The 13779-nt window shown below is 63.2% G+C and carries 12 protein-coding genes; 6 read left to right on the top strand and 6 right to left on the bottom strand.

Annotation, left to right across the window (positions count from 1 at the left end; genetic code table 11):
• Nucleotides 1-187: 187 nt before the first annotated feature.
• The 5 genes from J3489_RS01175 to J3489_RS38700 all read right to left on the bottom strand — a co-directional run bounded on the left by J3489_RS01175 (nucleotide 188) and on the right by J3489_RS38700 (nucleotide 5813).
• Nucleotides 188-1321: a polyamine ABC transporter substrate-binding protein gene (locus tag J3489_RS01175; RefSeq protein WP_206995353.1), complete on the bottom strand. Its 1134-nt coding sequence runs from the start codon at nucleotides 1319-1321 to the stop codon at nucleotides 188-190.
• A gap of 185 nt (nucleotides 1322-1506) precedes the next feature.
• Entirely contained in the window at nucleotides 1507-2940 is a 1434-nt protein-coding gene (locus J3489_RS01170) for an aspartate aminotransferase family protein (protein WP_206995351.1), read from the bottom strand.
• 180 nt (nucleotides 2941-3120) lie between these two features.
• The gene (locus J3489_RS01165; RefSeq protein WP_206995349.1) at nucleotides 3121-4455 is read right to left on the bottom strand and encodes a glutamine synthetase family protein; all 1335 of its coding nucleotides are present in this window, start codon (nucleotides 4453-4455) and stop codon (nucleotides 3121-3123) included.
• 52 nt (nucleotides 4456-4507) lie between these two features.
• On the bottom strand, nucleotides 4508-5302 hold the full coding sequence (locus J3489_RS01160; RefSeq protein ID WP_206995347.1) for a gamma-glutamyl-gamma-aminobutyrate hydrolase family protein: 795 nt from the start codon (nucleotides 5300-5302) through the stop codon (nucleotides 4508-4510).
• Between the two features lie 304 nt (nucleotides 5303-5606).
• A complete protein-coding gene (locus tag J3489_RS38700) occupies nucleotides 5607-5813 on the bottom strand; it encodes a hypothetical protein (RefSeq protein ID WP_136892219.1) in 207 nt (68 codons plus the stop codon).
• Nucleotides 5814-6213: 400 nt separating this feature from the next.
• Here J3489_RS38700 and J3489_RS01155 point away from each other — a divergent pair, with 400 nt between their 5' ends.
• The 6 genes from J3489_RS01155 to J3489_RS01130 all read left to right on the top strand — a co-directional run bounded on the left by J3489_RS01155 (nucleotide 6214) and on the right by J3489_RS01130 (nucleotide 12140).
• On the top strand, nucleotides 6214-6765 hold the full coding sequence (locus J3489_RS01155) for a cupin domain-containing protein (protein ID WP_206995344.1): 552 nt from the start codon (nucleotides 6214-6216) through the stop codon (nucleotides 6763-6765).
• Nucleotides 6766-6892: 127 nt separating this feature from the next.
• Nucleotides 6893-8386 carry an aldehyde dehydrogenase gene (locus tag J3489_RS01150; RefSeq protein ID WP_206995342.1) on the top strand — a complete coding sequence of 498 codons (1494 nt, stop codon included), beginning with the start codon at nucleotides 6893-6895 and terminating at the stop codon, nucleotides 8384-8386.
• 130 nt (nucleotides 8387-8516) lie between these two features.
• Nucleotides 8517-9479 carry an agmatinase gene (gene speB, locus J3489_RS01145; RefSeq protein ID WP_206995340.1) on the top strand — a complete coding sequence of 321 codons (963 nt, stop codon included), beginning with the start codon at nucleotides 8517-8519 and terminating at the stop codon, nucleotides 9477-9479.
• A 40-nt stretch (nucleotides 9480-9519) separates the two neighbouring features.
• The gene (locus tag J3489_RS01140) at nucleotides 9520-10425 is read left to right on the top strand and encodes a LysR family transcriptional regulator (protein WP_206995338.1); all 906 of its coding nucleotides are present in this window, start codon (nucleotides 9520-9522) and stop codon (nucleotides 10423-10425) included.
• Nucleotides 10426-10597: 172 nt separating this feature from the next.
• On the top strand, nucleotides 10598-11746 hold the full coding sequence (locus tag J3489_RS01135; RefSeq protein WP_206995336.1) for a DSD1 family PLP-dependent enzyme: 1149 nt from the start codon (nucleotides 10598-10600) through the stop codon (nucleotides 11744-11746).
• A complete protein-coding gene (locus J3489_RS01130) occupies nucleotides 11736-12140 on the top strand; it encodes a RidA family protein (RefSeq protein ID WP_206995334.1) in 405 nt (134 codons plus the stop codon). The genes J3489_RS01135 and J3489_RS01130 overlap by 11 nt, the downstream gene beginning before the upstream one ends.
• A gap of 92 nt (nucleotides 12141-12232) precedes the next feature.
• Here J3489_RS01130 and J3489_RS01125 read toward each other — a convergent pair whose 3' ends face one another.
• The gene (locus J3489_RS01125; RefSeq protein WP_206995332.1) at nucleotides 12233-13750 is read right to left on the bottom strand and encodes an MDR family MFS transporter; all 1518 of its coding nucleotides are present in this window, start codon (nucleotides 13748-13750) and stop codon (nucleotides 12233-12235) included.
• Between the last annotated feature and the right edge of the window lie 29 nt (nucleotides 13751-13779).

The following is a 13779-nucleotide window of genomic DNA, read 5'->3' as shown; positions in this document are numbered from 1 at the left end:
CATTCCTTGCGAATCGCGGGCATGAGCGGTTCCGTGCGAGGCGCGAGTGCGGCTCACAGGGCTTGCAGCGATCGAGAGAAACTTGGGGACTGCGCGGGGAGAATCCCGTCAGCGCAGACTGACTGCCGTGATGCGGCTTCGTGCGGGCGAGGGGTCGAGCGACCCCTCGCCCGCGGTCATGAAGAAATCAGTGGCCGGTCTTCAGTTGGGCCCAGAGGCGGTTTTCGAGGCGCAGGATGTCCGTGGGAATCGGCTTCATCAGCGTCATTTTGTTCAGCACGTCGTCCGAGGGGTAGACGGTCTGGTCGCTCGCCACCGCGGGTGTCACGAATTGGCGTGCGGCATGGTTGGCGGTCGGGTAGAACACCTCATTGGTAATCGCCGCATTGACCTTCGGATCTTCGATGTAGTTGATCCACTTCATCGCGGCTTCCGGGTGCGGGGCGTCCTTCGGAACGACCATCACGTCGAACCACAGGAGGCCGCCTTCTTTCACGTTCGAGAACTTCACTTCATACGAGCGCTTCGCTTCCATCGTGCGGCGGCGCGCGATGCCGACGTCGCCCGACCACGCGAGCGCGACGCAGATGTCGTTGTTCGCGAGATCGTTGATGTAGCCCGACGAGTTGAACTGCGTGATGTACGGGCGCACTTTCTTGAGCTGCTCGAACGCGTCATGGTAGTCAGCCGGGTTCGTGCTGTTCGGGTCCTTGTGCATGTACTGCAGCACGGCCGCGAACACGTCGACGGGCTGGTCGAGGAACGAGACGCCGCAGCCCTTCAGCTTCGAGAGATTGGCCGGATCGAACACGAGCGCCCAGCTGTCCACGGGCGCGTTATCGCCAAGCGCCTTCTTCACGGCCTCGACGTTGTAGCCGATGCCGTCGGTGCCGTAGGCCCAGGGCACGCCGTACTGATTGCCCGGGTCCGCGTCGGCAATCTTCTTCATGAGCGCCGGGTCGAGGTTCGCCAGATTCGGCAGCTTCGATTTGTCGAGCTTCTGATAGACGCCCGCCTGGATCTGCTTCGCCATGTAGTTCGAGGTCGGCACGACGACGTCATAGCCGGAGCTGCCTGCGAGCAGCTTGGCCTGCAGCGTGTCGTCGCTGTCGTAGTTGTCGTACTTCACGTGGATCGACGTTTCCTTTTCGAAGTTCGGAATCGTGTCCTTCGCGATGTAGTCCGACCAGTTGTACACGTTCAGTTCGGTGTCGGCCGCGAGCGCCGGCGTGGCGAGCGACGCGGACAAGCCCGTGACGGCTAGAAGAGCGGCCCCCGCGATGGCATGACGAAGATGACGTCCAGAACAAATAACGCTCATGATGAGATTTCCCTTGGAAATGAAAACCCGGCTCGGGTGCCCCCTGTTGTGTGCGGTCGCCGCACCCGTGCCGATGGGTACTGCCGTTACGAAAGGCCCAACTCTGTCGATCCTGAGTTAGCGCTTCAGCTGTCGGCCGGAGTTAGTGCTTCAGCACTTACTTCGGCCCCATGCAGAGCACTTGCTCAGGTCCCATGCAGAGCTTGAGCGGTGGCGTCGATGGCTTTTTTCGCCTTCGACACGAGTTCGTCGATCTCGCTGCGCGTGATCACGAGCGGCGGCGACAGCAGCATCCGGTCGCCGGTGGCGCGCATGATCAGGTTGCCGCTAAAGCAATAGTCGCGGCAGATCGTGCCGGCATCGCCGCCGTTCGCGAAGCGCTTGCGCGCCTTCGGATCTTCGGCGAGCTGCAAGCCTGCGACGAGCCCCGCACCGGCGATCTCGCCGATGATCGGATGGTTGGCGAAGGTGTCGCGCAACAGCTTCTGGAAGTACGGGCCGGTATCGGACTTCACGCGCTCGACGATCTTCTCGTCGCGCAACAGCTTGAGGTTTGCCACGGCGACGGCTGCCGCGACCGGGTGGCCCGAATACGTGAGGCCGTGATTGAATTCGCCGTTTTCGATGATGACTTTCGCGACGCGGTCGTGCAGCGCGACCGCGCCCATCGGCACGTAGCCGCTCGTCAGGCCCTTGGCCAGCGTCATCAGGTCCGGCTCGAAACCGAAGTGCTGATGAGCGAACCATTCGCCGGTGCGGCCGAAACCGCCGATCACTTCGTCGGCGGCGAGCAGGATGTCGTACTTGCGGCAGATGCGCTGGATTTCCGGCCAGTAGGTCGAAGCGGGGAAGATTACGCCGCCTGCGCCTTGGAACGGCTCGCCGATGAAGGCCGCCACATTCTCGGCGCCGAGTTCGAGAATCTTGGCTTCGAGCTGCCGTGCGCGAGCCAGCGCGAATTCCTCGGGCGTCAGATTGCCTTCGGCTTCGCCGAAGAAATACGGCTGATCGATGTGGACGATGTGCTCGACCTTCGACGGCATCTGTTCGTGCATGTAGCCCATGCCGCCCAGCGTGCCGCCCGCGATCGTCGAGCCGTGGTAGCCGTTCTTGCGCGAAATCACATACTTCTTCGAGGACTTGCCTTGCGCGCCCCAGAATCGATGGGCGATGCGCAGCACGGTGTCGTTGCCTTCCGAGCCGCTGTTGCAGTAGAAGAAGTGATTGAACGGCGCGGGCGCGATTTCCGCGAGCAAGGCGGACAGTTCGATGACGGGCGGATGCGTCGTCTTGAAGAACGTGTTGTAGAAGGGCAGTTCCTGAAGCTGCCGGTAAGCGGCGTCGGCGAGTTCCTTGCGGGCATAGCCGACGTTCACGCACCAGAGGCCGGCCATCCCGTCGATGATCTTGTTGCCGTCCGAATCCCACAGATAGACGCCTTTCGCCTTCGTGATCACGCGGCTGCCCGCGCGGTTGAGCGTGCCCATGTCCGAAAACGGGTGGATGTGGTGCGCGGCGTCGAGCGCGCGGTATTGCGCGGTGCTGCGCGCTTGGCTCGTCTCGCCGCTGGCGGCCGCGGCCGGCTGCACGTAAGCGATTTCGCCGGTTCTGTAGCTCATATTGCCTCCCGCCGGGCCGCCCCAAGGGAGGCAATGGCCCCCTCGGGGGGCAGCGAACGATAGTGAGCGTGGGGGTGGTTCATATTGCCTCCCGCCGGGCCGCCCCAAGGGAGGCAATGGCCCCCTCGGGGGGCAGCGAACGATAGTGAGCGTGGGGGTGGTTCATATTGCCTCCAGTTATCAAACGTGCAGCAGCAAATGTCTGCGTTCCCACGAGCTGATGACGCGGAAGAACGCTTGGTATTCAGTTTCCTTCAGCGCGAGATAGGCTTTCACGAAGCGCTCGCCGAGGATGTCGGAGAGCGGTTCGCATGCGCCCATCAACGTCAGGCCTTCTTCGAGATTGCGCGGGAGCTGATAGGGCAGCTCGTAGCCATCGCTCGTGAGCGGCTCGGTCGGCGAGAGCTTTTGCGTCATGCCGAGATAGCCGGCCGCGAGCGTGGCGGCAATCGCGAGGTACGGGTTGCAGTCCACGCCCGGGATGCGGTTCTCGACGCGCCGCGCAACAGGCGACGAGTGCGGCACGCGGAAACCGACCGTGCGGTTGTCGTAGCCCCACTGCACGTTGATCGGCGCGGCCATGAAGCGCGACAGACGCCGGTATGAGTTGATGTAGGGCGCGAAGATCGGCATCAGCGCGGGCGTGTATTTCTGCAATCCGGCGATGTACGCATAGAACATTTCGGTCGGCGCGCCGTCCGCGCCGGTGAACAGATTGCGGCCGGTTTCCTCGTCGATGAGGCTCTGATGAACGTGCATCGCCGAGCCGGGTTCGTTCTCCATCGGCTTTGCCATGAACGTCGCGTACATGTGGTGGCGCAGCGCGGCCTCGCGCACCGTGCGTTTGAAGAGGAACACGCGGTCCGCGAGATTGAGCGGATCGCCGTGCAGGAAGTTGATCTCCATTTGCGCCGCGCCGACTTCGTGAATCAGCGTGTCGACTTCGAGCTCCTGCACCTCGCAGTATTCGTAGATGTCCTCGAACAATGGGTCGAATTCGTTGACCGCTTCGATGGAATACGCTTGCCGGCCGGTTTCCGCGCGGCCTGTACGGCCGACCGGCGGCTGCAGCGGCAGGTCGGGGTCCTTGTTCATGTCGACCAGATAGAACTCGAGCTCGGGAGCGACGACGGGCTTCCAGCCCTTGGCCTTGTACAGCTCGAGCACGCGGCGCAGCACGCGGCGCGGCGAGATCGCGACGGGCGAGCCGTCGAAGTGCACGCAGTCGTGGATCACCTGCGCGGTCGGATCGACGGCCCACGGGATGAGGCGAATCGTCGACGCATCGGGAACGCAGACCATGTCGGGATCGGTGACGCCGGTGAAGCTGCCGTCTTCCGGGTACTCGCCGGTGACGGTCTGGATCATGACGGCCTGAGGCAGCCGCATCGATTCGCCGGATTCGAACTTATTGCGCGGAATGATCTTGCCGCGCGCGATGCCGGCCATGTCGGGGATGATCGCTTCGATCTCGGTGATGCGGTGTTTCTTCAGAAATTCATCGATGTCTTGCATGATTGTTCTCTTAGCAGAGTTGTGCGCGGACCGGCCGATCAGCGGGGCGTGCCTAGCGGCGTGCAGCAGCCGCCGGTGCTACGTCCAAGCCGGCCCTGGTGCGCATTCGATCGCGGCAGGCGGCGCCGAACGCACGGAAGATCGCGTTCGAGAGCGGGTCGTCCGCCTGCTTCCACTCCGGGTGCCATTGCAGACCCAGTGCGAAAGCCGGTGCGTCCTTCACGCTGATCGCCTCGATCAGTCCGTCCGGCGCGACGGCTTCAACCAGCAAGCCGTCTCCAAGCCGCTCGACGCCCTGGCCGTGCAGCGAATTCACGCGCGCCTCGAGCGCGCCGCCCGCGAGGCGGCTGAGCAATCCGCCTTGGCTCAGGCGGACCGAATGCGAGGGCCCGTATTGCACGTCAAGGGCGTCGTCTTTGTTCTCGCGGTGGTCGTTGAAGCCTTCCACCGCGTGAACGCTTTGATGCAGCGTCCCGCCGAAGACCACGTTCATCTCCTGAAAGCCACGGCAGATCGCGAGGACGGGGACGCCCGCATCGATTGCTGCGCGCATCAGCGGCAGCGCCGTCGCGTCGCGCGCCGGGTCGTGCAGCGTGCCCGGTGCGCTTGCCTCGCCGCCGTAGTGATGCGGCTCGACATTCGAATAGGCGCCCGTGAAAAGCAGGCCGTCGAGCGCAGCCAGCACGTCTTCGGTTGCCTGCTTCGCACCGAGAGCGGGCAGCAGCATCGCCAGCGCTTCCGAGCCGTCGACGATCGCGGCGATGTACTTCTCGCCGGTCACATGGGACGGATGCGCTCCCATCATCGTTCTGTCGGCGGTAACGCCTACCAGCGGTTTCTTTCGCATGACTAACAGTGTGTTTCAGTGGCCGCGGCATGCGGCATCGATAAACTCCGCATTGGGCGGCAGCGTGCCGCGGCTTTCTGCGGATGCACGAAAGCCGCCTGACGTTGCGCGAAAGCGCACGCCGGACCCAAGCGAAATGGATGGTGCGGTTCGATTTCCCGGTTGCAGGGCGCAGTCCGCCCCGTCGCGCTATCGTCGCGATGCCACAGGCTCACGACGGACGAGCGCAAGCTAGCGCAATACGTGCGAATCAACACACGTTCACGCAATCCGACAAATCGAACCGCGAAGAAGGAAAGAGGCCCTACGGGAGCAGGGAAGCGACCTCGTCGCAGTGCACCGCAATGAAGGCGCGTGCTGCGACTGCGTTATGGCGTCGGACGGAGCGACGGGAGAGGATCGTGAAGACGGACAGGAAACGGCGAAACGCAAGGCTGCCGCTGCTGCCGTCGGCGATGGCGCCGTCAGCACGGGGGCAACCCCGCAACTGACTTCGATCCCACCTAACCAAAGGGCCTCGGACTCTCACGATTACACTCGACTGGCTGCGTTGAAAGTATTGAACGCCTCGTTCGAGAAAACGTGTGTGCGTTTAACGAAACGGGGCATGGGTCTATCGCTTGCACCTTTATGAATCATTTATGCTGCGTTGCGTGACAAAGGTGTGACGACGACCTGGGAATCAGGATATACGAGCCAAAAACGGCGTCAATTCCTTTTATACAATTTTGTCTCGGGGGTTTCCCGGAGGACGTGCGCAACGCAGAGTCAAGCAGAATGCGCGGTGACGTAGCCGCGATTTCGAAAATTTTTCAGGGTTTCCCCGAGCGGCGCGGGCATGAAAGTGATTAGAATATTCAACACCCGTGAGCCTTATCAATCCCGATTCAACCCCGATTCGAGAGCGCATCGTGTCCATTGAAGTGGCTACCCGTCTTCAGTACATCCGTAAGAAGCATGGCTTGTCGCAGCGCGAATTGGCCAAGCGCGCTGGTGTGACGAATGGCACGATCTCGCTCATCGAGCAAAACCGCGTGAGCCCGTCGGTGGGGTCGCTCAAGAAACTGCTCGAATGCATACCGATGAGTCTTGCGGAGTTCTTCACGTTCGATATCGAGGAGAACCGCGCGGTCATCTCGCGCCGCGCGGACATGCCGAATCTCGGCAACGAATCGATCGAGTTCTACTTGGCCGGGGCCGGCGTGAAAGACCGCAACATGTGCATCTTGCGCGAGGTCTATCAGCCGCTCTCGGATACGGGCCCCGAGATGCTGCAGCATGAAGGACACGAGGGCGGCGTCGTCGTCAGCGGTCAGATCGAATTGACTGTCGACGGCACGACGTGGCTGCTCGACCCCGGTGACAGCTATTTCTTCGAAAGCCGCTTTCCGCATCGCTTTCGCAATCCGAGCGCGGAGCAAGTCTGCGAGATCGTGTCGGCGAATTCGCCGGCTACGTTCTGAGGTTCGCGCTCGAACAACCGGCATCTCGAAACAGTACCGGCGCACGACGCGCGACGCGCTCGAGCCGGTGCGGCCGTCACGATTCACGGCGCGCCGCGCATCGAGCGCATAACAGTGAGGCATCCTGATGGAAAAGAAGAACCTGAGTGATTGGAACGACCTGGCCGCCAAGCTCTTGATCGAAGGGCGGGCGTTTATCGACGGCGAATACTGCGCGGCCGCATCGGGCCGCACGTTCGATTGCGTGAGTCCGATCGACGGCAAGGTGCTTGCGAAAATCGCCGATAGCGGCGCGCAGGAGGTGGATCGCGCAGTCGCCGCGGCGCGGCGTGCTTTCGAAGCACGCGTATGGGCCGGGCTCAATCCGCGCGCGCGTAAAAAAATCCTGCTGCGCTGGGCGGCGCTGATGCGCGAGCATCTCGACGAACTCTCGCTGCTCGAAACGCTCGACGCGGGCAAGCCGATCGGCGACACGACGACTGTGGACGTGCCCGGCGCCGCGTATTGCGTCGAATGGTTCGCCGAGGCGATCGACAAAGTGGGCGGCGAAGTGGTGCCCAGCGATCATCATCTGGTGGGGCTCGTCACGCGCGAGCCGGTGGGTGTCGTGGCGGCTGTCGTGCCGTGGAATTTCCCGCTTCTGATGGCGTCGTGGAAATTCGGCCCGGCGCTCGCGGCGGGCAACAGCGTCGTGTTGAAGCCGTCGGAGAAGTCGCCGTTGACCGCGATCCGCGTCGCGCAACTCGCGCACGAAGCCGGCATTCCCGCCGGCGTTTTCAACGTGCTGCCGGGCGGCGGCGAACCGGGCAAGCTGCTTGCATTGCATCAGGACGTCGATTGTCTGGCGTTCACGGGCTCGACCAACGTCGGCAAGCTGATCATGCAATACGCCGGGCAGTCGAACCTGAAGCGCGTGTGGCTCGAACTCGGCGGCAAGTCGCCGAACATCGTGCTGCCCGATTGCCCCGATCTCGACCGCGCGGCCAACGCCGCTGCCGGTGCCATCTTCTACAACATGGGCGAGATGTGCACCGCCGGTTCGCGTCTGCTCGTGCATCGTGATATCAAGGATGCGTTCCTCGATAAGGTCATTGCGGCCGCACGCGGCTATACTCCCGGCAATCCGCTCGATCCGCGGACGTCGATGGGCGCGATCGTCGACAAGACCCAGCTCGAGCGCGTGCTCGGCTATATCGAAGCGGGACGTGCCGAAGCGAAGCTGTTGCTCGGCGGTTCGCGCGCCAGGCCGGAAAGCGGCGGCTTCTATATCGAACCGACGATTTTCGATGTCGCGAAGCCGGACGCAAAGATCGCCCGCGAAGAAATCTTCGGGCCTGTGCTCTCGGTCATCACGTTCGACAGCATCGAGGAAGCGGTGAAGATCGCGAACGACAGCGAGTACGGGCTTGGCGCCGCGGTTTGGACCGCGAACCTGACCCACGCGCACGAAATCGCGCGCAGCTTGCGGGCGGGCACGGTATGGGTCAACTGCTACGACGAAGGGGGAGACATGAACTTCCCGTTCGGCGGCTATAAACAATCGGGCAACGGCCGCGACAAGTCGTTGCACGCACTGGAGAAGTACACCGAGCTGAAGTCCACGCTCGTGCGGCTGCGCTAAAGGATTCGCAAGCCAGCGCGGCGGCGCCATCGCGCGCGCCGTCGCGTTCCCAATGAATCCGACGCTGATTCGACGCGCTTCACCAGGAACCCTCGCGCGTTTGATTCGGCACGTTCCATCAGGTCGTCTCATGACTGAACTCCTCTACGGCGACGGCGCCATTCGCCGTCCGTCCCTCTACGGCTCTTCCATCGAAAACACTTACGCGGGCGTGCTGTCGTTCATGCGGCGCAAATACACGCGCGAACTCGACGGCGTGGATGTCGTCGTGTCCGGCGTGCCGCTCGACCTCGCCACGACGTTCCGCCCGGGCGCACGGCTTGGTCCGTCTGCCGTGCGCGCGGCGAGCGTGCAGCTTGCCGAGCTGCATCCGTACCCTTGGGGCTTCAACCCGTTCGACGATCTCGCCGTGACCGACTACGGCGATTGCTGGTTCGACGCGCACAATCCGCTGTCGATCAAGCCCGCGATCATCGAGCACGCGCGCACGATCCTGCGCTCGAACGCGAAGATGCTGACCTTCGGCGGCGATCACTACATCACGTATCCGCTGCTCGTCGCGCATGCGCAGAAGTACGGCAAGCCGCTGTCGCTGATTCACTTCGACGCGCACTGCGACACGTGGGCCGACGACAGCCCCGATTCGCTCAATCACGGCACGATGTTCTACAAGGCCGTGAAGGAAGGGCTGATCGATCCGAAGACTTCGGTGCAGGTGGGCATTCGCACTTGGAACGAAGACTTTCTCGGCATCCCTATCCTCGACGCCGCGTGGGTGCATGAGCATGGCACGCGCGCCGCGCTCGAGCGGATTGCGTCGATCGTCGGCAGCCGTCCGGCGTATCTGACGTTCGACATCGACTGCCTGGACCCCGCCTTTGCGCCGGGCACGGGCACGCCGGTGCCCGGCGGACTGACGTCGGCGCAGGCGCTCGCGATCGTGCGCGGATTGGGGGCGGTGAACCTGATCGGCGCCGACGTGGTGGAGGTGGCGCCTGCGTATGACCAGAGCGAAGTCACGGCGCTTGCCGCCGCGCATATCGCCTGCGATTTGCTGTGCCTGTGGCGTCAGAAGAAGGTGGGTGCGCGCTGACGACGCGTGCTCGACAAATCGACGAACCCACGGCACCGACATGAACGACTCCTCCGACATCCGTTTCCTGCTGGCGATACGGGATTCCGGCAGCCTTGTCGCGGCGGCGAGAAAACTCGAGCTTTCGCCGTCCGCGGTCACGCAGCGTCTCCAACAGATCGAGAAGAAGCTCGATACGCGGCTGGTCGACCGCACCGCGCGCAGGCTGCGGTTCACGGAGGAAGGGGCATTGCTGTGCCGGCGCGGCGCGGAACTCGTGCAGCAGCTCGACACGCTGTTCGAGGACCTGCTGGCGCGCCGCTCGGGGCTCGTCGGCACCTTGAAGGTCAACGCGCCGCTCGGATTCGGGCGGCGCTATCTGGCTCCCGTCATTGCCGATTTCCAACAGGACAATCCAGACGTCGACATCGTGCTGACGCTGTCCGATCAGCCGCTGACTGAAACGGCCGATCGCTACGACCTCGTCGTTCACATCGGCGAGCTGCCTGCGTCGAATCTTGTCGGTTACGCGATCGCACCGAATTCGCGCTTCGTTTGCGCGTCGCCGTCGCTGATGAAGCGTTTCCCAAACCTGGAGAACCCGGACGATCTGGCGAAGCTCCCCTGCATCGTGCTGCGCGAGAACAATGAAGACGTGTCGCTCTGGCAGTTTCGCAAGGGCCGCATGACGCGCAGTGTCAGGGTCTCCTCGAAGCTGATCTGCAACGATGGCGAAGTGATTCGCCGCTGGGCCTGTGAAGGCCGCGGCGTCATCCTCCGGTCCGAATGGGACGTCGCCGACGATATCGCGCAGGGAAATCTCGTGCGGCTGTTGCCCGCGTGGAAGGCGCGGGATGCCGATGTGATCGCGCTCACGCACAATCGCGCGGGTTTGCCCGCCCGCACCAAGCATTTCATGCGCTATTTGCAGGACCGTTTCAAGCCCCAGCCGCCGTGGCGAACCTGAGCGGCTGATCGGCGAACATTCAGATTCTTTGAATGATTGAGTGAATTGGACTGAATCGATAACGCCGGATCGAAATCTATACTTGGGGGCATGGACGAACGGCAACCCTAGGAGTGTTCCGGCTCATGAGCGATCCCTCTTCAACGTCCGCTTATCCAGGGCGAAGGAAAGCATGAAACTCGACGCACTCGATACGCCGGCTGCATTGATCGACATCTCGCGGATGGAGCGGAACATCACGCGCATGCAAGCGCGCATGGACGCGCTCGGCGTGAAATTCCGCCCGCATGTGAAAACCACCAAATGCCTGGAGGTGGTCCGCGCGCAACTGGCGGCGGGAGCGAAAGGCATCACCGTTTCGACGCTGAAAGAAGCCGAAGCGTTTTTTTCGGCGGGCGTGACGGATATTCTTTACGCAGTCAGTATCGCGCCGTCGAAGCTGGCCCGAGCGATGGCGCTAAGACGCAAGGGCTGCGATTTGAAGCTGGTGGTCGACAACGTGCCCGCGGCATGGGAAGTGGCGAAGTTCGGGCGCGAGCAGCGAGCGTCGCTCGAAGTCTGGATCGAGGTCGACACGGATGGCCATCGTTCGGGCATGACGCCGGAGCAGGACGCGTTGCTCGAAGTCGGGCGCATTTTGCACGAGGGCGGCGCCAAGGTGGGAGGCGTGATGACGCACGCGGGGTCCAGCTATGAGCTTCACACGCCGGAGGCCCTGTCTGCGCTTGCCGAGCAGGAACGAGCGGGCTGCGTTCGCGCGGCGCAGCGGCTGCGCGACGCGGGGATGCCTTGCGAAGCGGTAAGCGTCGGTTCGACGCCGACGGCGTTGTCCGCCGGGACGCTCGATGGCGTGACCGAGGTGCGGGCGGGCGTCTATGTCTTTTTCGATCTCGTGATGCACAACGTGGGCGTATGCTCGATCGACGACATCGCGATGAGCGTGCTTGCGACGGTCATCGGTCATCAGCCGGAAAAAGGCTGGGTCATTCTGGACGCAGGCTGGATGGCGATGAGCCGCGACCGCGGCACGTCGAGGCAGAGGCATGATTTCGGCTATGGTTTGCCGTGTGCGCTCGACGGCGCACCGTTGAACGATTGGGTATTGAGCGGCGCGAACCAGGAGCACGGCATTCTCTCGCCCGCGAAGCCGCAATCCGCAAACGGACCGCAAGACATCAACGTGACGACGCGTTTCCCGATTGGAACCAAGCTGCGCATCCTGCCCAATCACGCTTGCGCAACGGGCGCGCAGTTTCCGGAATATCACGCGCTATCGGACGATGGCGAAACTACCGTATGGAGTCGCTTTCATGGCTGGTAATGAACAGAGCGCGCGGCGGGCGCGCACCGAAAACCCCGCGGGACTCGCGACGCCGGGCGGCCACTATAGCCACGTCGCTATCGCGAACGGGCTCGTGTTCGTATCGGGGCAATTGCCGATCGACGCGAATGGCCGGAAGCTGACCGACGCGTCCTTCGAAACCCAGGCCGAGCAGGTGCTTGCGAACATCGAGGCGGCGCTCGAAGGCGCGGGCAGCAGCATTGGGCAACTGGTGCAGGTCCGCGTCTATATCGCCGATGTCGAGCACTGGGCGAGTTTCAATCAGATCTACGCACGCTGGGCGGGCGATGCACGGCCGGCGCGCGCCGTCGTGCCGACAGGTCCGCTGCATTTCGGCTTCAAGATCGAAATCGAAGCGACGGCGATGGTGTGACATCAACGGCAGGCGCCTGAGCCAGGCGAGCATCGCTCCTTCATGGCGGCATGCTTTTTCCGCCCGTCATTTCGCGGCTCGACGGGCGCTGCTCAGGCTCTCCTGAGCGGCACATCCTCGATAAGCCATGCAAGTGCAAACGCGAGCACGACGATGCACGCGGCGGCGACAAACACCGTATGCATGGCGCCGCTGAACGCATGCAGGTAATCGTCGCGTATCGCCGCCGGCAGCGCTTGCACGGCGGACGGCCGCAGCGCCTGGGGCAACTCGGCGCCGGCGGGCAGCAGCGCGGCGAGCCGCGCATGCAGCACGTTCGTGAAGACCGCGCCGAACGCCGCCACGCCGACCGAGCCGCCGATCGAGCGGAACAGCGTCGCGCCCGACGTCGCGACGCCCATGTGCTTGAACGCCACCGTGTTCTGCACCGCGAGGATCAGCACTTGCATGACCATGCCGAGCCCGCAGCCGACGAGGCCCATATACAGATACATGCGCTCGATCGGCGTCGAAACAGTGAGCGTGGCGAGCAGCAGCATCCCGGCGCAGACGAGCAGCGTGCCGGCAATCGGAAACGCGCGATACTTGCCGATCCGGCTGATGATCCGCCCGCTCGCAATCGACGTGACCAGCACGCCGCCCATTAGCGGCAGCAATTGCATGCCGGCCTGCGACGGCGTCGAATTCTTGACGACCTGCAGATACAGCGGCAGAAACGTGACCGCTCCGAACAGCGACACGCCGACGATGAAACCGATCAGGCTGGCAAGCAGAAACGTGCGCTCCTTGAAGAGTTCGAGCGGCATGATGGGCTCGGCGGCAAGACGCTCTTCGTAGACGAAGCCCGCGATCGCGATGCAGCCGAGCGCAAGCGTGAACCACAAATCCGGCGACGACCACGGCAGGACCGTGCCGCCCTGGCTCGTGAACAGGATGATGCAGGTGAGTGCGGCGGCGAGATAACCCGCTCCCATGTAGTCGATCTTGTGCTTCACATGCGCGACGTGCGGCCTGAATGCGGCCCCGATCACCGCGAGCGCGACGATGCCGAGCGGCAAATTGATGTAGAAGATCCAGCGCCACGACAGATGCTCGACGATGAAGCCGCCCGCGAGCGGTCCGATGACCGTGGCGAGACCATAGACGCCGCCGAATAGCCCCTGATAGCGGCCGCGTTCTGCAGGCGGAATGATGTCGCCGATTGCCGCCATCGTGATGACGAGAAGACCGCCGCCGCCGAGTCCCTGCAGCGCGCGCAGCAGGATGAGCTGCGTCATGTTTTGCGCAAGCCCGCACAGCACGGAGCCGAGCAGGAATATCGCAATCGACGCCTGCAGCACGATCTTGCGGCCGAACAGGTCGCCGAATTTGCCGTAGAGCGGCACGACGATGGTCGAGGTGAGCAGGTAAGCGGTGACGACCCACGACAGGTTTTCCAGTCCGCCGAGATCGCCGACGATGGTGGGCAGCGCGGTCGAGACGATCGTCTGGTCGAGCGCGGCCAGCAGCATGACGAGCAGCAGCGCCGAAAAGATCAGCCGGATTGGCGGGTGTTCGCCGGCTTCGGTGCGAACGCCTTCAACTGCGGCGGCGGGGGTATCGATATTCATGAGGACACACGGCGTTGAAATTAATTAAT

The organism is Trinickia mobilis, assembly GCF_017315705.1.
Taxonomy (GTDB): Bacteria; Pseudomonadota; Gammaproteobacteria; order Burkholderiales; family Burkholderiaceae; genus Trinickia_A; species Trinickia_A mobilis.
Note: the sequence above shows the minus strand (reverse complement) of the source record. Positions and strands in the feature narration are given on the sequence as shown.

Coding starts and splice junctions, on each gene's coding strand:
- J3489_RS01140 (WP_206995338.1), top strand. CDS start 9,520: ATGAACGACTCCTCCGACATCCGTTTCCTGCTGGCGATACGGGATTCC.
- J3489_RS01170 (WP_206995351.1), bottom strand. CDS start 2,940: ATGAGCTACAGAACCGGCGAAATCGCTTACGTGCAGCCGGCCGCGGCC.
- J3489_RS01130 (WP_206995334.1), top strand. CDS start 11,736: ATGGCTGGTAATGAACAGAGCGCGCGGCGGGCGCGCACCGAAAACCCC.
- J3489_RS01175 (WP_206995353.1), bottom strand. CDS start 1,321: ATGAGCGTTATTTGTTCTGGACGTCATCTTCGTCATGCCATCGCGGGG.
- J3489_RS01135 (WP_206995336.1), top strand. CDS start 10,598: ATGAAACTCGACGCACTCGATACGCCGGCTGCATTGATCGACATCTCG.
- speB (WP_206995340.1), top strand. CDS start 8,517: ATGACTGAACTCCTCTACGGCGACGGCGCCATTCGCCGTCCGTCCCTC.
- J3489_RS01150 (WP_206995342.1), top strand. CDS start 6,893: ATGGAAAAGAAGAACCTGAGTGATTGGAACGACCTGGCCGCCAAGCTC.
- J3489_RS01125 (WP_206995332.1), bottom strand. CDS start 13,750: ATGAATATCGATACCCCCGCCGCCGCAGTTGAAGGCGTTCGCACCGAA.
- J3489_RS01165 (WP_206995349.1), bottom strand. CDS start 4,455: ATGCAAGACATCGATGAATTTCTGAAGAAACACCGCATCACCGAGATC.
- J3489_RS01160 (WP_206995347.1), bottom strand. CDS start 5,302: ATGCGAAAGAAACCGCTGGTAGGCGTTACCGCCGACAGAACGATGATG.